Source organism: Burkholderia sp. WP9, assembly GCF_900104795.1.
Classification (GTDB): domain Bacteria; phylum Pseudomonadota; class Gammaproteobacteria; order Burkholderiales; family Burkholderiaceae; genus Paraburkholderia.
On the sequence record NZ_FNTG01000005.1, the window covers coordinates 182,653 to 200,868 of the forward strand.

The following is an 18,216-nucleotide window of genomic DNA, read 5'->3' on the forward strand; positions in this document are numbered from 1 at the left end:
CGGGGACATAGGGCATTGAATGACAGACACGCCTGCTGGGCAAAGGACTCGCGCATGCGCACTGACAAGTCAACTGCCACCGACGGCGTATTGGCAACAATCATTGCATGCGCCAGACGCACGCATTAGTCCCGCCTCAGTCCCACTGCACTTGTCAAGAGCTCCACCCCAAACCTTTCGACTACGAAGTCTACGAACGCTCTCACCTTTGGGGTCATGCGCTTGCTGCTGGGCCACAGGATGTGAAAGATAACCGAACGGGTCATGTACGGGTCCAGCACCGATTTAAGGCGTCCCTTGGCCAAGGCATCCTTGACGGCGAAGTCAGGCACGCAAGCGATACCGCGGCCGTCCTGCACCAGGTGAAGCAATGCGATCAAGCTGCTGGCGACCATCGTCATGGGTAGCGCCACAGCGGTGCCCCCGGAGCGCGACTGCCGCATGGGCCATTCCTCCAGCTTGCCAGATGTCGGGTACCGATAGTGGAGACAAGCGTGATTCACCAGGTCGCTCGGTTTAGCCGGAGTTCCCCGTGTGCCGAGATAGCCCGGTGTTGCCACGAGGCACACCCGGTAGGTCCCCAGCCGTTTCGACACCAGGCGTGAGTCGCTCAACTCGCCGCCCCGAATGACAACATCCAGACCCTCGTGGATGACGTCCGCGACGCGGTCGGTGAAGTCGAGGTCCAACTCGATCTCCGGATAGCGTTCCATGAAGTCCGAGATCACGGGCAGCGGAAGTCCGGCTGCGAGCGGGAGCCCAACTTTCAGGCGCCCCCGGGGCTGCTGGTTCATCGCTGATAGTTCGTTTTCGGCCGCCTCGACTTCTCCCATGATGCGGCGGCACCGCTCCAGGAAGACCCGACCCTCCGAGGTCAGCCGAACCGACCGCGTACTGCGCTGGAACAGCCGTACGGCCACACGATCCTCAAGGCGGGAAATGCTCTTGCTCACCGCGGACGCCGAGATCCCTAACGCGCGGCCTGCGGCCACGAAACTCTCCCTCTCAGCTGTTTGCACGAACACTTCCAGCCCACTCAACTTGTCCATTCGATCACCTCTATTCAGGACAAATTGTCACTGATGCCATGATCGTCGTCTATCTTAATCAGATGAGTCAATCGGTCTAGTATTGCCCGGATGGACGCCCATAGCGATTTGCTGGAGTGTTCCACTCGCTGGCGCACTTACTCGCTCATTGAGCGGTCGCGACGCATCCAATCCATTCACGAATTCAGCAAAAGGAATCACCATGGGAAGCAAAATTCGCGTCGGAATCATCGGCTCCGGCGGCTGGGCGAGGTACGGACATATTCCCGCACTCCAGGCACTGGACAGCTTCAAGGTCGTTGCGCTGGCAGGCCGCAACAAGGAAAAGGTGCAAAAGTATGCGGACGAATTCAACATCGAACATGCGTTCGATAACGCCGACGAGCTAGTGGCTCACCCGGGTGTCGACCTCGTCGTGGTCCTGGCTCCGAGCCCCGAGCACGGTCGCCTCACCGAAGCGGCGATCGCCGCCGGCAAGGATGTCTACACAGAGTGGCCACTCTCCACCACCACAGCAGAGTCCGAGAAGATCCTTGCCATGGCCGAGGCGAAGGGCGTCAAGCACGTCGTCGGACTTCAGCGCAGGTTCTCGCCAAGCTCCAGGTACTGGCGTGATCTGGTCCAACAGGGGTATGTAGGGAAAATCAGAGCCGTCCGCATGTCGGTCGGCGTGGACGCCTTCGGTGAAGTCATGCCGGAATTCGCAAAGTGGGCTCTCGACGCTGCCAACTTCACCGACGTGCTCTCGATTTACGGCGGTCATTTTCAGGACATGCTTTTCCACGGAGTCGGCTTTCCCGCAAAGCTGACGGCCGTCATGACAAACCAATTCCCGGTGACCACCATCGCAGAGACCGGCGAAAAGATCGCGTATACAAGTCCGAATGAAGTCATGGTGATTGGGACGTTGTCAGGCGGGGGACTTTTTTCCGTTCAACTTGAAGGCGCCCAAGTGCATCGTACGGGGCTTCAGATCGACGTTACTGGTACCGCAGGTGCTCTGCGGATCACCAACGCACGTGGCTTCCAGAATACCGAGGACAACGCTATTGCGGGCATGAATAAGGGCACTGATACCTTTGTCGCTTTGCCTATCCCTGCCACATATGCGTCGCTGCCGGTTTCGCACCTCGATGCGAGCGCCCAGGACGTGGCGTACCTCTATGCCGCGTATGCCCGCGATAAGGAAACCGGCTCCGCCGACGCCACGAGCTTTAAGGACGCTGTTCGGCAGCATCGGCTCATTGACCAGATCGCTCAAACCTCCGGGAGTTTCTTCAAGTAAGAGATTTCCGGCTGCGGCATCGAAGCATCGCTCACGGAAACGTCCGGCCGGGGAATCCGTCAACGCAACTGGATCCATGGGGCATGACAAGGTGGCGTCCGCTACGTCCCGCTACCGCCGGGAGGCAGAGTCGCCGATATTTGTTACAGCGCTCATCTCGCGGATGCGTTTTCGATCACACTGCCGCCGGACGCATCATTTGACATTGAATTGGTGGTGGCACGCGCGGCGCTCAGTGCCCCTTCGCCGTGGTTTCGCGTGTTGCAAACATGCCGGCATGCGTTGGTGACACCATTCGGGATCAAGTCGTCGACCCGACTACCGAACGAGCTGCGTGCGAAGTCCGCAGCGCATGTCAGTTTTTTCCCGATCGTTTCTCTCGACACCGACGAACGGGTGATTGGCGACGATGACAGTCATCTCGACTTTGTGAGTTGTCACCGCACCGGCGCCTCCTCTTGGATCATCCCAGCGATGCCTAGAACTTGTGACGGATCCCGATACGAACGGCAGCCTGTCGGTCACTCGTTGAAGGCGTTAGCCCATTGATAGACGCGACAGCGGTTGCACCCGTCGAATCCGTACCTGAGGCCTTTTGGTACACGCCAATGACGTAGACGTCTGTGCGTTTCGACAAGAAGTAGTCGACCCCAAGTGAACCCTGGTAGTATTTAGCACCCCCGTTGACGCCTCCAGGGACGGTCACGTCGTTACCCTTGGTGTAATTGACTCCAGTGTCCACAAGTAACGCTGGGGTAATTTGATACCTGAAGTTGAGCTCGGCATTGTTAAACGTCGCGTTCCCGGAGTACCCTCGCGGATTTGGCCCGGAGGTTCCGGCATCGCCAAGCCCTCTGAACTGCACGTTAGAGTAAGTAGCGCCAATGGTGGCTGAGCCGACAGTAAATGCACCGCCCGCCGCAATCACCTGGTATGTATGTGCCGAAGCGAACCCGCTTACCACTGGAGACGAAATAAAATTTGCGGCGGGCGTTACGGCAGTACTGGCACCGTTGTCTCCGAAGAAACTTACGTTAGCGTTCCTGACATTTAGATAACCGGCGCCGACCGAGACTGCACCGGCAGTGTAACCAGCACCTAGCGACCAGACCTGATTGCGCGACACGTCGCCAGCAACGCCGCCCAGACTATAAACACCGCCGAACGAAATTCCGCCATACTTGACGCTGGTAAATTTGATCGCATTGTTCGTTCGGTAGGTGTTGTTGAAGTTGTCGAGATCGCCAGGGTGCGCTGCGATGTAACCTCCTCCCTGATCAGCCACTTCAAACTGACCTACATAGTCAACGACGGAATCGTATTGCCGACCGAAGGTCAACGTACCGAACTGGTTCGAAAGACCGACGTACGCCTGCCTCCCGAACAACAGGCCTTGCGTACTCCCGCGATTTTTCACACCCAACGAGCCAGTATTCACGTCAAATCCACTCTCTAACAGGAATATCGCCTTCATCGCTCCTCCAAGATCCTCGACCCCACGCAATCCCCATCGAGTACCCTGCATCACTCCGCTTGATAAATTGTAAAGATTGTGCCATCCTGCATTCGAAGTGTAATTCACTCCTTCGTCAACGATCCCGTACAGCGTGACAGCACTCTGAGCAAAAGTGCGGGTCGATATACTAAGTAGTGCTAATACAATGACAGATTTTTTCATGTTTTTTTATCTCCATGGTCATGGTTGTTATCTAAGCCAATCGGCTAGACCGTCTGCGGCAGATCTTCTCAGAGCTCGCGCTGGACATTCGCACCGCCATAGGCCCGTTCATCGACCTACAATCCAGGCGCACAAGTGGATCGATCCCAGATTGCCGCAGAGCCCCGCGACGGGGGGGCGTGGCTGATAGCCGCGGCCTTTTATCGACGGAAGCCAGGTTCGTCGCCGACCGACCAGCTGGATTAACGGGGCAGAGCAGTTGCGCACGTCGTTGCCAATGTCCACCCATCCGAGGATTCCGCGCGGCGCCGGTAACCGATCTCCCTGATCCGTGGGCCGGCGCCTCGCGGCGGCCATTCTCATCGCGCTCCATAAGGCTAGCCGCGCACTGCTTCCATTACGATCGGATTACGCAGCGGCATGAATCCCTCGACGGTTACTTCGCACACATCGCCCGGCTTCATGAGCAGCTTCGGCTCGCGCGCCCAACCAACGCCCGATGGCGTGCCCGTCACGATGATGTCGCCGGCTTCGAGTGTGATCGCCTCGCTGATGGTCGAGATCAGCGTCTCGATATCGAACACCATCGTGTCGATGGACGCCGATTGCACGACTTCACCATTCAGGAGGGTCTCCAGTTGCAAACCGCGCGCGCCGTGCGGGACTTCGTCCGGAGTCACGAGTTCGGGACCGAAAGCGCCTGTGCCGTCGAAGTTCTTGCCGATGGTCCACTGTGGCGTCTTGAACTGATAGTCGCGCACGGAGCCGTCATTGAAGAGCGCGTAGCCCCCCACATGCGAGAGCGCGTCGGCCTTCTCGATGTGCCGGCCACCGCTTTTCAGCACAACCGCCAGTTCACCTTCGAAGTCGAGCGCGCTCGACGCACGGGGGTGCACAATCGGTTCATTGTGCGCGACCAGACTGGTGTTCGCACGCATGAACAACGTGGGATAGTCCGGCTGTTCTAACTTGCTTTCTTGCGTGTGGGCGTTGTAGTTCAGGCCGACGCAGATTATCTTGCCGGCGCGCGTAAGCGGCGGCAGGAACTTTAGCTCGTCCACAGCGCGCTCGCCGCTAAGGTCAGCGCCGGCTGCATACGATACGAGATCGACGTTTCTTGCGAGCAGGTCGTCGAGCGATGCTGGACCGAGCACCTTCACCTTGCCGTCTTTCACCAAACCCAGCGTGCGCTGGCCGCCTTCTTCAAACTGCACGAATCGCATGTCATCCTCCTCAAGTGTTGAGTTCAATATTGCCTGGCTCTAGGTTTGCGAGGTTCGCTGCACGCATTGCGGATCTAACTTGTGCAGGTCTCGCCTAAGAATTTTTCCGGTACTTGTCTTGGGCAGATCATCGACCATCTGGTACAGACGCGGCACTTTGTAAGCCGCAAGCCGTTCACGACAGTGACGATCCAGCTCGTCGATAGTTAGTGCAACTCCTGCTCGTGGCACTACATAGGCTTTGGCCAGCTCGCCCTTGGTTTCATCCGCGATCCGGCCTACGGCGACCATCGCGACGCCCGGATGCTCGGCAATAACCCGCTCCAGTTCTGCCGGATAGATATTGAACCCGCCGGTGATGATCAGGTCTTTCGAGCGGTCGACGATAAATACGAAGCCGTCGTCATCCATCCGGCCCAGGTCTCCCGAGCGCAGCCATCCACCCGAGAGCAACGTCTCGGCTGTAGCTTCCGGATTGCCAACATATCCCTGCATGGTTACTGGGCCGCGAAGCTGCAATTCGCCTACCTCCCCGACAGGCAATTGCGTTTCACCATCGTCGTTATTGACAATTCGAATTTGCAGATGTGGCAACGCCACGCCAATCGAGCCGTGTTTCCGGGGACCATAAAGCGTATGAGTGGCGCCCAGACCGCCAAGCTCGGTCATGCCCCACAATTCAAGCAGCGGGCAGCCGAACACCTCCTCGACGGCGCGCATCTTCGCTTCCGGCATGGTTTGGCCGCCGACGGTCGCGCGCGTGAGCGTCGAGATATTGAAATTACCGAGGTACGGCGAATCCAGCAGATACATGTACATTGTCGGCACGCCTTCGAGCAGGGTTGCCCGGTGCGCTTCGATACTTCGCAGCACTTTTTCGACATCGAAACTGCGGTGCAGAACGAGGGTTCCGCCGTAAGCGATCATGGTATGCATGACGATGTTGCCGTACACATGCGTGCAGGGCAGTGCGCTGACGACGACGTCCGCCGCCGTGCGTACGTGCATGACGGCTGTCATGGCGGTATTCATCACGATCGCACGATGGGTGAGCAGCGCGCCCTTTGGATGCCCCGTCGTGCCCGATGTATAGCCGATGCTGCAAGGGTCGTCGAGGCTGATCGACCGGTCGGGGAAGCGATCCGAATCAGATGGGGAAGCCGTCAGCAAGTCATCGAACGCCAGCGCACCATCTGGTAGCCCAGTGCCGAATCCAATGCGCCATTCCAGCGGCGTCTTATGCAGAACTCCTGCCATCGCCGCGATTCTGTCCGACGATCCTATCACCGCCCGCGCGTTGCAATCGTTCATCGCATAAGCGGCTTCGTCGGGGGTAAGCATCGAATTCAGTGGATTGACGATGGCTCCAAGTTTCACCACCGCGTAATACGCAATGATCCATTCCGGGCAGTTATGAGAATAGAGCGATACGCAGTCACCGCGGGCAATGCCAAGCCCTTTGAGACTTCCCGCAAACGCCGATGAACGCTGATGCAGGTCCGCGAACGACCAGCGCTGCTCCTCGAAAATCACCGCAATCTTCTCGGGATGTTGCCGGGCCTGCTGGGCGATAAATTCGCCAACTGAGTTGTGCATGGAAGCTCCTGGTGCGGCATCTGTGACAAATATGTACTGCAAGGCCGACTGTCGAATGTCGGCCACCGCTTATGCGCCGGCGGATGTGGAACGTCTTGCCGCGCCCGCTCCTTCCCTTTTGCCCCGGACCGGCGTGCTGACAGAGGTCGGCCAAAACGGCACCTGATCAACCAGAGGCAAAAATCTTCAGTGATGTCGTATGGGCGGCCTTCCTTCAACTCGACATTGGCGGGCGCCGAAATTGGTGCGTAATCATGCTGGGTGGACCGCGACGCTTCGTTGTGGGGGGTGCGTTTTTCACTGTTACTCACATGCCGCCCGTGCGGCCCGTATGGCTTTGTCGAAGGATTGTTCGGTCGCCACATGCTTGTGGTCAACGCTGACGAGCCAGCGTGTTCCAGTGAAACACCACCGTATCCTCCTTTCCTCGAGGAGTTCCGAAAACCATCGCCAGTTGGAAGCATCTTCTGCATTCGCAGCGTCGGCTGCCTGACGTCTGGCTCGCTGCATCTCGTACGCCATTGTCATCCCCGACGTTTCGACCATTCGCCACTCAACCCGCGTGGTTCAAGTCGGCGACCAACTCCGGGACCACGGCGAACAGGTCACCCACCAGACCATAATCGGCGACGCTGAAAATCGGCGCTTCCGGGTCCTTGTTGATCGCCACGATCACCTTCGAGTCCTTCATGCCGGCCAGATGCTGGATCGCGCCCGAGATGCCGACAGCGATGTACAGTTGCGGCGCGACGATCTTGCCGGTCTGGCCGACCTGATAGTCGTTCGGCACGAACCCCGCATCGACGGCTGCGCGCGAGGCGCCCAGCGCCGCGTTCAGCCTGTCGGCCAGCGGTTCCAGAACCTTCGTGTAGTTCTCGCCGTTGCCCAGACCGCGGCCACCCGAGACGATGATCTTCGCCGAGGTCAGTTCCGGACGGTCCAGCTTCGTCACTTCACGGCTCACGAACTGCGAGAGACCCGTGTCGGCTGCGGCTTCGATCTTCTCGACCGTTGCGCTGCCGCCTTCTGCTGCGACCGGGTCGAAACCCGTCGTGCGGACCGTGATGACCTTGATCGGATCCTGAGACTGAACCGTTGCAATAGCATTGCCTGCGTAGATCGGACGCTCGAACGTGTCAGCGCTGTCTACAGCCGTGATGTCGCTGATCTGCGCGACGTCCAGCTTCGCGGCGATACGCGGTGCGATGTTCTTGCCATAAGCAGTCGCCGGCGTGAGGATGTGCGAATAGTCCTTCGCGATGTTCAGCACCGTCGCTTCGATGTTTTCTGCGATGCCCGCTTCGAGTTGCGGCGCGTCGGCCAGCAACACCTTGCTCACGCCTGCGATCTTCGCTGCAGCATCAGCCGCCGCTTGTGCGTTGTGACCTGCCACCAGCACGTGAATATCACCACCGATCTTTTGCGCGGCTGCAATCGTGTTCAGCGTCGCGGCCTTGATCGATGCGTTATCGTGTTCTGCTATTACAAGATTCACCAGATTCGTCATTTCGTCCGTCCCCGCGTTTTACTTAAAGCACCTTGGCTTCGGCCTTAAGCTTCTCGACCAGCGTTTTCACGTCCGGCACCTTCACACCGGCTGAGCGCTTCGGCGGCTCGGCAACCTTCAGCGTCTTCAGGCGTGGTGTCACATCAACGCCGAGGTCTTCCGGCCTGATGACTTCCAACGGCTTCTTCTTCGCCTTCATGATGTTCGGCAGCGTCACATAGCGCGGCTCGTTCAGGCGCAGGTCGGTCGTGATCACACCCGGCAGGCTCAGCGACAGCGTTTCCGCACCGCCGTCGACTTCGCGCGACACCGTAGCCTTGCCGTCAGCGACGACAACCTTCGACGCGAACGTTGCTTGCGGCAGATTCGCCAGCGCAGCCAGCATCTGGCCGGTCTGGTTCGAATCGTCGTCGATGGCCTGCTTGCCCAGAATGACCAACCCAGGCTGTTCCTTGTCGACCAACGCCTTCAGGATCTTCGCGACTGCAAGTGGCTCCGGGCTGTCTTTCGACTCGACGAGAATTGCGCGGTCCGCGCCGATCGCGAGCGCCGTGCGCAGCGTTTCCTGCGCTTGTGCCACGCCGACCGACACGGCGATCACTTCGGTTGCCACGCCTGCTTCGCGCAGACGAACGGCTTCCTCAACCGCGATTTCGTCGAATGGATTCATCGACATCTTCACGTTGGCGAGCTCGACACCCGATTGATCGGATTTCACGCTGACCTTCACGTTTGCGTCGACCACTCTCTTGACTGGCACCAGGATCTTCACATCCACTCCTTATCTCATCACGCTTACAGGGAACCACGGGTCTTGACGGCCTTCATGTCCAACATGGCTTTCGACGCGGCGCCTGTCTGCGCTTCGCCGATGCTTTCCAGCGAGAGCCCGGTCGACTTCGGACCAAAAACCGCCACGATCGCCCCCCCGATCAGAAAGCAGGTCACGATATACATGAACACGCTGTAGTAGCCGAACGCACCGTAGAGGCCACTTACAATGAACGGACCAATGATGTTGGCCATGCGCCCGACGCCGTAGATGAGACCGGTGGCTCCGGAGCGGATGTCGGTCGGAAAGCTCTCGGACTCAAACGTCCAGAAGGCGACGGTAATGGCTTGCAGCCCGATCATCACGGCCGCCCCGAAGGCGACGATCAGGACAGGATTCGTGGTCCATCCGTACATCGACACCAGCACCGCAATAAACAGCGCGGCCCCCGCGATCATGTATTTGCGTTCTACCTTTTCGATCATTGTCATTGCGATCAGGGCGCCGAGCGGATTGCAGATCGCCATCAGGCTTGAGTAGCTGAGGGATTTCACCACGGAGAAACCGTGCTCGACCAGCAGGGACGGCACCCATGCAATGAAACCGTAAAAGCCCAGCGTACTAAAGATCGAGGTCAGCATGAAGACGATCAGTCTTGGGCGATACTCGCTGCCGAAGATCTGTGCGTGAGATACCTTCGGCGGGACGTAGAGCTGCTGATCCGCCCGAAATGGCGGCAGCTCCCCATGACGTGCGATGGCGGCTGTCTCCAATCGCGCCACGATGCGTTGCGCGCGCTCGGTCTCGCCCCGGCGCTCAAGCCATCGTGGTGATTCGTTTAACTTCACGATTGCTGCTGGCACGACCAGTATGCCCAGTGCGCCCCAGATGAAGATGTAACGCCAGCCCTCCGGGCCGGTAGTCACAAGTCCACGGGCAACCCATGCGGTGATCGGGATACCCACAAGCGAGAATGCGATGATCAGGGAGAGTATTCGCCCACGCGTCTGAGCCGGAAAAAACTCGATGGTATAAGTGCTCGCGACAACAGTCATTGCAGACAAGCCCAGCCCGGTTATCAGTCGGAACGCGGCAAGCGACCAGATATCCCAGGCAAACCCGTTGAGGAAGGAAGCGACGGTGTAGACGAGTACGGACAGGACAAACACCGTCTTGCGCCCAAACCGGTCGCCAAGCACTCCGCCCACCAGCGCGCCCACAAACATGCCCCCGAAGCTCGCCGAGGTGATAAGCGCGATAGCGTGCAGATGAATGCCCCAGTTCTTGATGAGCTGGGGAGCGGCATAGGCGAAGGTGCTGAGATCAGATAGCTCGAAGAAATAGGCGAACATGAAAATGCCGATCACCCACTTGTGGGACCCGACAATCGGCAGACGGTCCAATCTCTGGTTTATGTCGTTCACGCGCTCCTCCATCTCATTGTAGATATGTGCCTTGCTCAAGGCATCGGACAATCGCCGGCGTGACTGACATCGATGCATCACGGTGCGCGCGCCGGTTACTGCATTCGCGCGACCAGATTCGGAATCGCCCGGTCCGACTAACCGGTTGCCTGAGTCTCTTCGACTGTCCTTGCAGCGGTGATCTCTTCATTCGAAGGCGCCACGAAGGGATAGGGGACGGCTGGACCGCCGCGGTATGGCAGCGCGATGGTCGCCGAGCCTGGCGTAGATTCCTGGCCGTCCTGGTTGCGGATGCCAAGTTTCACTTCCACCAGCCCGTAACGCTCCAGCTTTAACAGGCCAGTTACTTCGCCCCAGACGACTAACGTGCTGCCCACCACGTCCATGGCGCGAAACTGGAAGTTCACCTTCCACGGCCAGCCGTGGTGGGTCGCCCACTCCTTGACAATCTGCACGAGGAAGTTCTGTTTGAGCGAGCCGTTCACGAGCAGATCGGGCAGCCTGTCGTGCTCCTGAGTGAAGGTTCTGTCATAGTGGATCTTGTGCCAGTTCTCGATGGCGGAGGACCAGCGAATCAGGTGGGTAGTTGTAAGCGGGCCTTTCGTTAATTCCGGAAGACGCTCGGCAATTCGGACGTCGTCGAAATAGCGCGGCTCGATGCGTGTCTCGGCGAGAAAAGCGGACGAGTTCATATATGTCATCTCCGGATCGTGGTCAGCTTGACACGCGCCACGAGGTTGCTTTGTTCGTCGAGGTAGTCCGTAGTCGTCACGACGAAAACCATCAATCCCTTCGAGGTTCGCCGCTCGAAGATGTCGGCGTAGCGACTCGTCGAATACAGCGTCTCTCCGTGTCGCATGTAGCGATACAGTTCGATTTCCGATCCGCCATTGAGCAACGCCAGTGAGTCGAGCGGCAGCGGCGGGAGCGAAGTGGGCCTGGCGTCGGCATCGGACGTTCGCGCCAGCGCAATCTCGTTTCGCGTGCCGTCGTAGTCGGGATCCGAGGCATGCTGCGATACGACATCGGGGACGCCAAACGGCAAACGGTGCTGGGTCAACGGAAACAGGGGCGGCGCAACAGGACCGCAGTATCGCGGTTGCGCGTCCGCGTCCATGAAGACAGGATCGGCATCCATGATGGCCTGCGCGAAACGTCGTACCGCGCCCCGTTCCACCGGATCAAACGCAGGCACCGGTTGCGTCTCCATGCCGATATACGAACGGACTTCGGCCGTGAGATAGGTTTCTGGTTCACTCATTGGCTTTCACCTTGCGTCGGCTCGGGCCCGCCATGCGCCGCCCGGCTGTTAGTCGATATGCGCGCACTCCTGCTCGCGCGATTGCTGTGACTCGCGAGCTTCATGAGCGCACGCTCGTGAGTTGTCGCGCCGAGATGGTTTCGAGGGACATCAATCTGTCGAAGAGCAACGCCGCATCGGTCTTCGCACCCACCGAATCGAGACACAGTTCGAACTTTTCGTAGAGGTCGTCGTTGGAGAACGGCAAGTCGGCATGGCCTCGCGCCCGGCGAACCTGCGAACCCTCCAACACCCTGCCGTTTTTCAGCTGCACGCGGACCTGGTCGTAGGGCGCACCGTCGGGGTTGCTGCTGTCGTACTCGCTGCCCGTCTCGATCCGCACACGCCGCATGAGCGACTGGACGTCGGCGCGGTTGACGAAGTCGTCGGTCAGTTCACCGAGCCCTACGCGCCCCGCTGTCAGCGTGGCGGCCATCGCAAACTCCATGCTGAACTTGGCCTCAAGTCCGGTCTTTGGCCGATGATTGCGCAGGATCGTCGCGTAGCGATCGCTGATGACAGCGGTAATGCTTTCGACATCCTGCGCTGTGCATCCGCTCTCTCTGACGAGCGCGAGAAGACCGTCGATGCACCGATGCGTGCAGTAGCAAAGCGGATACTGCTTGATGTTCAGGCCTTCGCGCACGATGTGCCAGCGCGTGCCCGTATCAGGCGCCGCCTCGCGGTCCGTGTTGCCGTGCTGAGAGACTGCGCACAACAGGCCCTGCGGATGCTCGAGCGCGTCGGTTGATGCAGTGAACCCCGCCTCGGCAAGCCGGGCCGCGACGACGCCTGCATGAGCCGAGCGCCCCGCGTGAAACGGTTTGGTCATGGTGCCGAAATTGGCAAGAAGCCCGGCGCTTTGCGACGCGCCGAGCGCGAGCGCGACGCTCGTGCTTTCGGCGCTCAGCCGTCGCAACGAGGAACACGCCGCTGCCGCCGCTACTGCGCCCCAGATGCCGGTAGGATGCCAGCCCTTCGAATGCACCGAGTCTTTTTCGCGAAGCGCCAGTTCGGCCCATGTCTCGTAGCCGGCCACATACGCTGTCAGCATGCTGGCGCCGCTCGCGTCCAGGTGTTCGGCCTCGGCGAGGATAGCGGGCACGAGCACTGTGCTGGGGTGGCCACGCACCGCCATATCGTCGAAATCTAGCGCATGCGCGGCGGTCCCGTTGATCCATGCCGCCTCAGGTGCGCTCACCTGCGACTGCGTAAAACCCAGCGTCGCCGCGCCCCGTCCGGGTGCCAGTACGCGCTGCAGGATACGCGGCGCGTCGGATTCGCGACCGGCGATCATGACGCCAATGCAGTCGACAAAGCCCGCCCGCGCGGTCTGCGTGGCCTTTTCCGGTATCGCCGCGAAGTCAAGGGCGGCCACGAATGCGCCGATTTTCTTCGTAAGTGACTGGGTCATGGCTCAGGCCGCCCGTAGACGATCGCGCAACACTTTCAGGCTGCCGCCAGTCTTTACAGTTCCCGGCAATGGGTGCCCGACGATATCTTCCGCAAGCCGTCCGACTTCAAGCAGTTTGTCCAGATCGATGCCCGTCTCAATGCCCATTTCATTCAGCATAAAGACCAGATCTTCGGTACACACATTGCCTGCCCCGCCGGCATGCGCCGCGAAAGGACAACCGCCCAGGCCTGCGACAGTGCTGTCGAAAGAGTCCACGCCCATCTGCAGTCCAGCGAAAGCGTTGGCGATGCCCATACCGCGTGTATCGTGCAGATGCAGCGAAAGCCGCAGATCAGGGAATCGCTCGCGGACCGCTCCGACCACCCTGTAGATGCTCTGTGGCGTCGCCCAGGCCATCGTGTCGGCAAGCGATACCACCTTGATTTCGACGCCAGTCTGCTTACCGAGATCAATGATCTGGGCCACCATCTCGACGATAGTTCCAACCGGAATGTCGCCCTGGAAGTTGCACCCGAATGCCGCCATGATGCTGCCGCGTTCAACCGGAATGTTGTGCTGCTTGAAGACAGTGATCATGTGGCGCTGCTCGTCGAGATTTTCCGTGAGCGTGCGTTGCTGATTGCGCTGCAGAAATTTCTCCGACGCAGTTAGCGATATCAACCCCTTCATGAACAGCTTTTCGGTCGCGATCGCTCGCATCAAGCCCTTTTCGTTAAGCCACAGCCCTGTGTAGCGGATGCCCGGCTTTGCATGAAAGCGCTTGACCACTTCCTCGGCGTCGGCCCAGCCCGGCACGCGGGCAGGATTCACGAAGGACACCGTCTGGATCTCGCTAAGTCCTGTCTCTGACAAGGCGTCGATCAATTCGACCTTCCGATCGGTGGGGATCGTGCCCTTCTCGATCTGGAAACCTTCGCGAGGGCCTTCCTCGTTGATCTGAACTCTTTTAGGCAAATCGGGCATTGTCTTTCCTTTATCCGTGAATGCGGCCATCCGGGCTGGCCCGGTCAAAGCTTAGTAGAACCACCTATCGTCGCTGACGCGGCTGGAGATTGCGGCGTGGTTTGTTTGAACCGGCCCATCCCGGCCTACGATTCTTACTATTCGCTGTGCGAATCGTCATTTCGCACTTTCAGAATAGCAGCCTGTTTGCAAAGAGGTCAAGGGATCGCGGGAAAGCACCAGGTAGCGCGCCATTTTCGTCAGCACGAACAGGGTTTGCACTATGGTGAAATCGTTTGACGACGACAGATGAAGCTCGTAGCATCTCCACTAAAGAATTGATAATTCGCACCGCGAATATTGCCAGCTTCCGGCGCCGAGCCAAGCAACCGTCGGATTTCGCTTAGCCACGAGCGGGAAACGACGCAAACTCAATGTTTCCCTGTTCATTGCGCGACCTCGCGCCGGATGTACTGATCGAAGACAAGATTGAAGTGGCTTGCGAGCACGACGTGCTGCGCCCGGCGAGAAAGACCGGACCGCTGACGAGGGAGCTCTATTGGCAGATCGGCGAGTGTGGCTGGCTCGGCAGCGCCTATCCGAAGGAGTATGGCGGCCAGCTCTCGAAGTTCATTGCGGAGGAGGAATTCATACGCGCCGGCGTCAGCATCGATTTGGGGGTTAGCGGCGCCCCGCCATTCTTGCGGCGGGGACAGACGAGCAGAGGCAATGCTTCGTCCCCAGACTGGTCAACCGCGACGTCTGGTTATGCCCGGATTTTCTGAGCCTCATGCGGGGACGGGTGTCACCAGCCTGCATGGCCGGGCCATACCGACCGCGGAGGGCTACGTCATCAACGGGCAAGATTTACGCCAAACGCGCATTGGCCCACGCACATCTATTTGAGGGCGCGACCTGACCCGCCGTGCCGAAGCACGAGGGCATCGCCATCTGCCTGATCTGAGCAGAGACATCGGTTAGCGGGCGGGGTCAGGCGAGCTTGCGATTTCAAGCCGCATCGGTGGCCGGTTTTCGGTCTTCATTTTCCGCCTGCAGCGGCGAACGCACCCGTTTCTTCGATCACGGCTGCGACGCATCGCGCCAGACACGCCGAGGATCAGGCGAGCAGCGGCATCTGCCCGGTCGCCCTGGTGGCGATGCCACCCCGTAAGAAGGGTGGTGCCGCAATGCGTTCATGGATCGGTTCACATAGGGATGGGCTGCCGAAGACGTCGATGCTGTCGATGGCTGGCTCGCTTTTGGGGGCGATCGCCATGTTGGGGGACGCGGCCCCAGCACTGTCAAATGCAAGGGACTTGCCTGGTGCTCTCTTTGGTTGCTATCAGGGCCAGGTGGCCAACGGTAGGCATAGGCCGGCCGCGGCCGATTCGCGCCCCGACGCCGGACGGGAGGCTCCCCGTCCCATCCCAAAACTGTTACCGAAAGGCCATCCGTCAGCAGGGCTCACGCTAGACGGAGGCCGCGCGCTCGCCCCTCCCTAGTTGAGGTATTCCGTGCCCAAGGCCTCGACGAAGGCGACCTGCGACTGTGTCGTTTCCTTCCGCAGCCTCAGCAGCGGCGCGTACTCTTTGCTTTCATAGAACCGCCGCGCCGCATCCATGGAGGCAAACTCGAGCATGATCATACGCTGGAGGGCGAGCTCGCCCGCCAGGGGATGCACCGCACCGGCACGAACCACATATTGCCCGTTGTACTGTGCAATGACCGCCGGCACCTTTTCGCGGTATTCGGCGAACCGCCCCGGGTCGGTGACGATAACGTTCGCAACCAGATAGCACTTCATCATCTACCTCACTTGCATGGATTGAAAATCGGATCGCAGGGACCGACGCAAAGGCAGGCTCGGCCGCGAACTTTGGTTCAGGTCTGCCGTCAACCGCCGGCCTACCCAGCTCGCTGCGACCTCGCGTCGACATGGCTGCACGTCCTGCAACCGTCGCAGACCACATGAGACCGGATCAGAGCGTGTGGGCCCAGGGCTCCGGGAGGAGGCGGTACGAACCGTCTGTGCGGGACAGTCGGGCGAAGCCTGGGAAATGCAGATGCGCCCCGGCCACCACCAGGTTGTCACGCAGCAAGATGTCGAAAATGGCCTGGCGTGAAAATGCCGCCCGGGCCTGATCGACGTCGTACCGCACAGTAATGTCCGGCCGCGGCACCTGCAATTCCGGCACGTGCACTGTGTCGCCCCAGAACAGCATGTCCTCTCCAGCCGAAGAGATGCGATAGGCGACATGGCCCGGGGTATGGCCATGACTGGGCAAGCCGACGATGCCCGGTAGCACCTCGCCCGCAGTGAACGTGCGGATGCGGTCACGATAGGGTGCCAGGCAAAAGCGCGCGGCGGCAAAATAGCGCGAGCGCGCACGCTCGTCTGCCAGGGCCATGACGGCGTCGTCGAGCCAATAGGCGATTTCTGCTTCATGGACGATCACCTCGGCGTTCGCGAAAACCGCTTCGCCGTCGGCGGTCGTCAGACCGTTGGAGTGGTCGGGATGGATATGAGTGAGCAGGACAGCATGCACACTATCCAACGCAATACCGGCTTTGGCGAGGTTGTCGCATAGCCTGCCGCAGGTCGTTCCCAACGTGCTGCCACATCCGGCATCCACTAGCACAGTCCGATCTTCTGAGCGGATGGCAAATACGTTAATAGAAGCCCGAATGGTTGGATAACCTTGCCCAGCGACCATCATCTGGACAGTCTCGGCCTCGCTGATCCCCTGCACAATATCGACAGGGGGGTACAGGTAGCCGTCACAGACGGCAGTCACTGTCAGGTCGCCAACCCGGCGATGGTAGACACCCGGGATTTGCTCGGACGGAAGACGGAACATTGCATATTCCTCACGCTGTAAGTGATGGGTGGAAAGCATTGGCCAGGGAGACTGTCGCCCCTTGCCGGTTCGAATGGCATCTGGGGAAATGCGGTTGCGCCTGCTTTTCCAGCCAGTTGCCTTAGGAGGGCGGAGTCAGGCACCGCGTTATCGAGCCCGATGTGCTCGCGGGCCATAGCTTGCGACGGACGCCAGGTCGTTTGCTGGCTGGGCGCGGCGCACCAACGCGGACTTAACGTTGCACAATCGCGTGACCCGTCCTGCCCGTTTCGCCGGATGGTTCGCTTGTGCGCAGGCAACATTCGGCGTTTCACCCGCGTCGGCGGTCTATGCGCCGGTCCGACGCCTGCGGGAGTGCGGGCGACAATGATGTCACCCGGCTTCAGCGCGACCGCTTCGCTGAGCATCGACGCAGGGATAGCGATGCCGACGACCCGGCCATGGGTCGCGGCGCTCCGCTCCACGTTGCGGTTTGGCGGGATCTGCGGCCGCAATCCTCGGCGGCCACGCGGTATCTCTTCAGCAGCGACAGGAAAGGCCCCGAGGGCGCCGGTGTGGTCGGCGTCCTTGCCGACCGTCCACTGTTGAGGCTCGGGTTGGCAGTCTCGAATCGATGGGTCGCTAAAAAGGGAATAAGCGATGACTTGCTCGCGCGGCCGCACCTTTCCGATTTCGCGATCGCCGCATCCGATGAATGCTGAGAACTCACCTTCGAATTCCAATCGCTGGGGGACGCGAGCCCGAACGACGGCCGCACCCTCTCCGACGAAACTCAAGCCGGTGTGGCTGAAAGCGGCGGAATAACCAGGCACGGCGAAGGCCCTTTCGGGGCAGCGTTCTGCGTAAGCAAGACCAATGCAGAAAATCCCGGGCGGCGCCCGCAACGGCACGACCGGGTCGAAGTCAATTTCCTCGCCCTCCTGCAGGGCGCGGCCGGCTGCTAACCCACGTTCATTGTCTCCGGAGCATAGGTGACCCAGATAGCTGGCATACCTAACGTTCCTGATGGCGCATACACGGAAGGAAGATTCGGCTCTGGCGGCCGCAGAACTCCCGATCCCATTCTCCCGGTATGCCGCAAAACACATGCACTCTCCTCAGGGGCTGATTCACACCTACTATTCGCTGTGCGAATTTGCATTTCGTTGACCTAGAATATCAACCA

The 18,216-nt window shown here is 59.7% G+C and carries 17 protein-coding genes; 3 read left to right on the forward strand and 14 right to left on the reverse strand.

Annotated elements, in window-relative coordinates:
- Positions 1-125: 125 nt before the first annotated feature.
- Positions 126-1,049, reverse strand: coding sequence for a LysR family transcriptional regulator (locus BLW71_RS40445; protein WP_091810432.1), 924 nt, complete (start codon positions 1,047-1,049; stop codon positions 126-128).
- A gap of 202 nt (positions 1,050-1,251) precedes the next feature.
- Between BLW71_RS40445 and BLW71_RS40450 the strand changes: the two genes are divergently transcribed.
- On the forward strand, positions 1,252-2,334 hold the full coding sequence (locus BLW71_RS40450) for a Gfo/Idh/MocA family protein (protein ID WP_091810434.1): 1,083 nt from the start codon (positions 1,252-1,254) through the stop codon (positions 2,332-2,334).
- 138 nt (positions 2,335-2,472) lie between these two features.
- Positions 2,473-2,883, forward strand: coding sequence for a DUF2867 domain-containing protein (locus tag BLW71_RS42885; protein WP_091810436.1), 411 nt, complete (start codon positions 2,473-2,475; stop codon positions 2,881-2,883).
- Here BLW71_RS42885 and BLW71_RS40460 read toward each other — a convergent pair.
- From BLW71_RS40460 to BLW71_RS40510, 10 genes are all read right to left on the reverse strand, one after another.
- Entirely contained in the window at positions 2,813-4,012 is a 1,200-nt protein-coding gene (locus tag BLW71_RS40460) for a porin (protein WP_091810438.1), read from the reverse strand. The two genes, BLW71_RS42885 and BLW71_RS40460, sit on opposite strands and share 71 nt — an antisense overlap.
- A gap of 377 nt (positions 4,013-4,389) precedes the next feature.
- Complete coding sequence (locus BLW71_RS40465; protein WP_091810440.1) at positions 4,390-5,235, reverse strand: fumarylacetoacetate hydrolase family protein; 846 nt, start codon at positions 5,233-5,235, stop codon at positions 4,390-4,392.
- Between the two features lie 39 nt (positions 5,236-5,274).
- Positions 5,275-6,831, reverse strand: a complete 1,557-nt coding sequence (locus BLW71_RS40470; protein WP_091810442.1) for a class I adenylate-forming enzyme family protein — start codon at positions 6,829-6,831, stop codon at positions 5,275-5,277.
- A gap of 553 nt (positions 6,832-7,384) precedes the next feature.
- On the reverse strand, positions 7,385-8,329 hold the full coding sequence (locus BLW71_RS40480) for an electron transfer flavoprotein subunit alpha/FixB family protein (RefSeq protein ID WP_091810483.1): 945 nt from the start codon (positions 8,327-8,329) through the stop codon (positions 7,385-7,387).
- 31 nt (positions 8,330-8,360) lie between these two features.
- Positions 8,361-9,110, reverse strand: coding sequence for an electron transfer flavoprotein subunit beta/FixA family protein (locus tag BLW71_RS40485; protein WP_091810444.1), 750 nt, complete (start codon positions 9,108-9,110; stop codon positions 8,361-8,363).
- 23 nt (positions 9,111-9,133) lie between these two features.
- Entirely contained in the window at positions 9,134-10,534 is a 1,401-nt protein-coding gene (locus tag BLW71_RS40490) for an MFS transporter (protein ID WP_177205251.1), read from the reverse strand.
- 137 nt (positions 10,535-10,671) lie between these two features.
- Positions 10,672-11,226, reverse strand: a complete 555-nt coding sequence (locus BLW71_RS40495; RefSeq protein WP_177205252.1) for a hotdog family protein — start codon at positions 11,224-11,226, stop codon at positions 10,672-10,674.
- A 5-nt stretch (positions 11,227-11,231) separates the two neighbouring features.
- On the reverse strand, positions 11,232-11,795 hold the full coding sequence (locus tag BLW71_RS40500) for an FAS1-like dehydratase domain-containing protein (protein WP_091810448.1): 564 nt from the start codon (positions 11,793-11,795) through the stop codon (positions 11,232-11,234).
- Positions 11,796-11,895: 100 nt separating this feature from the next.
- Entirely contained in the window at positions 11,896-13,248 is a 1,353-nt protein-coding gene (locus BLW71_RS40505; protein ID WP_091810450.1) for an MmgE/PrpD family protein, read from the reverse strand.
- A 3-nt stretch (positions 13,249-13,251) separates the two neighbouring features.
- Complete coding sequence (locus BLW71_RS40510; protein WP_091810453.1) at positions 13,252-14,214, reverse strand: hydroxymethylglutaryl-CoA lyase; 963 nt, start codon at positions 14,212-14,214, stop codon at positions 13,252-13,254.
- Between the two features lie 413 nt (positions 14,215-14,627).
- Here BLW71_RS40510 and BLW71_RS40515 point away from each other — a divergent pair, with 413 nt between their 5' ends.
- Positions 14,628-14,978 (forward strand): acyl-CoA dehydrogenase family protein, encoded by a 351-nt coding sequence (locus BLW71_RS40515; protein WP_091810456.1) that lies wholly within the window; start codon positions 14,628-14,630, stop codon positions 14,976-14,978.
- A gap of 713 nt (positions 14,979-15,691) precedes the next feature.
- Here the strand turns inward: BLW71_RS40515 and BLW71_RS40520 are convergent.
- The 3 genes from BLW71_RS40520 to BLW71_RS42890 form a co-directional block, all read right to left on the reverse strand.
- On the reverse strand, positions 15,692-16,000 hold the full coding sequence (locus tag BLW71_RS40520) for a DUF1330 domain-containing protein (protein ID WP_091810458.1): 309 nt from the start codon (positions 15,998-16,000) through the stop codon (positions 15,692-15,694).
- A 172-nt stretch (positions 16,001-16,172) separates the two neighbouring features.
- Positions 16,173-17,051, reverse strand: coding sequence for an MBL fold metallo-hydrolase (locus BLW71_RS40525; protein ID WP_091810460.1), 879 nt, complete (start codon positions 17,049-17,051; stop codon positions 16,173-16,175).
- A complete protein-coding gene (locus BLW71_RS42890) occupies positions 16,991-18,139 on the reverse strand; it encodes a fumarylacetoacetate hydrolase family protein (RefSeq protein ID WP_091810462.1) in 1,149 nt (382 codons plus the stop codon). The genes BLW71_RS40525 and BLW71_RS42890 overlap by 61 nt, the downstream gene beginning before the upstream one ends.
- Positions 18,140-18,216: the final 77 nt, after the last annotated feature.

Coding starts and splice junctions, on each gene's coding strand:
- BLW71_RS40445 (WP_091810432.1), bottom strand. CDS start 1,049: ATGGACAAGTTGAGTGGGCTGGAAGTGTTCGTGCAAACAGCTGAGAGG.
- BLW71_RS40450 (WP_091810434.1), top strand. CDS start 1,252: ATGGGAAGCAAAATTCGCGTCGGAATCATCGGCTCCGGCGGCTGGGCG.
- BLW71_RS40460 (WP_091810438.1), bottom strand. CDS start 4,012: ATGAAAAAATCTGTCATTGTATTAGCACTACTTAGTATATCGACCCGC.
- BLW71_RS40465 (WP_091810440.1), bottom strand. CDS start 5,235: ATGCGATTCGTGCAGTTTGAAGAAGGCGGCCAGCGCACGCTGGGTTTG.
- BLW71_RS40470 (WP_091810442.1), bottom strand. CDS start 6,831: ATGCACAACTCAGTTGGCGAATTTATCGCCCAGCAGGCCCGGCAACAT.
- BLW71_RS40495 (WP_177205252.1), bottom strand. CDS start 11,226: ATGAACTCGTCCGCTTTTCTCGCCGAGACACGCATCGAGCCGCGCTAT.
- BLW71_RS40500 (WP_091810448.1), bottom strand. CDS start 11,795: ATGAGTGAACCAGAAACCTATCTCACGGCCGAAGTCCGTTCGTATATC.
- BLW71_RS40505 (WP_091810450.1), bottom strand. CDS start 13,248: ATGACCCAGTCACTTACGAAGAAAATCGGCGCATTCGTGGCCGCCCTT.
- BLW71_RS40510 (WP_091810453.1), bottom strand. CDS start 14,214: ATGCCCGATTTGCCTAAAAGAGTTCAGATCAACGAGGAAGGCCCTCGC.
- BLW71_RS40515 (WP_091810456.1), top strand. CDS start 14,628: ATGTTTCCCTGTTCATTGCGCGACCTCGCGCCGGATGTACTGATCGAA.
- BLW71_RS40520 (WP_091810458.1), bottom strand. CDS start 16,000: ATGATGAAGTGCTATCTGGTTGCGAACGTTATCGTCACCGACCCGGGG.
- BLW71_RS40525 (WP_091810460.1), bottom strand. CDS start 17,051: ATGTTCCGTCTTCCGTCCGAGCAAATCCCGGGTGTCTACCATCGCCGG.
- BLW71_RS42890 (WP_091810462.1), bottom strand. CDS start 18,139: ATGTGTTTTGCGGCATACCGGGAGAATGGGATCGGGAGTTCTGCGGCC.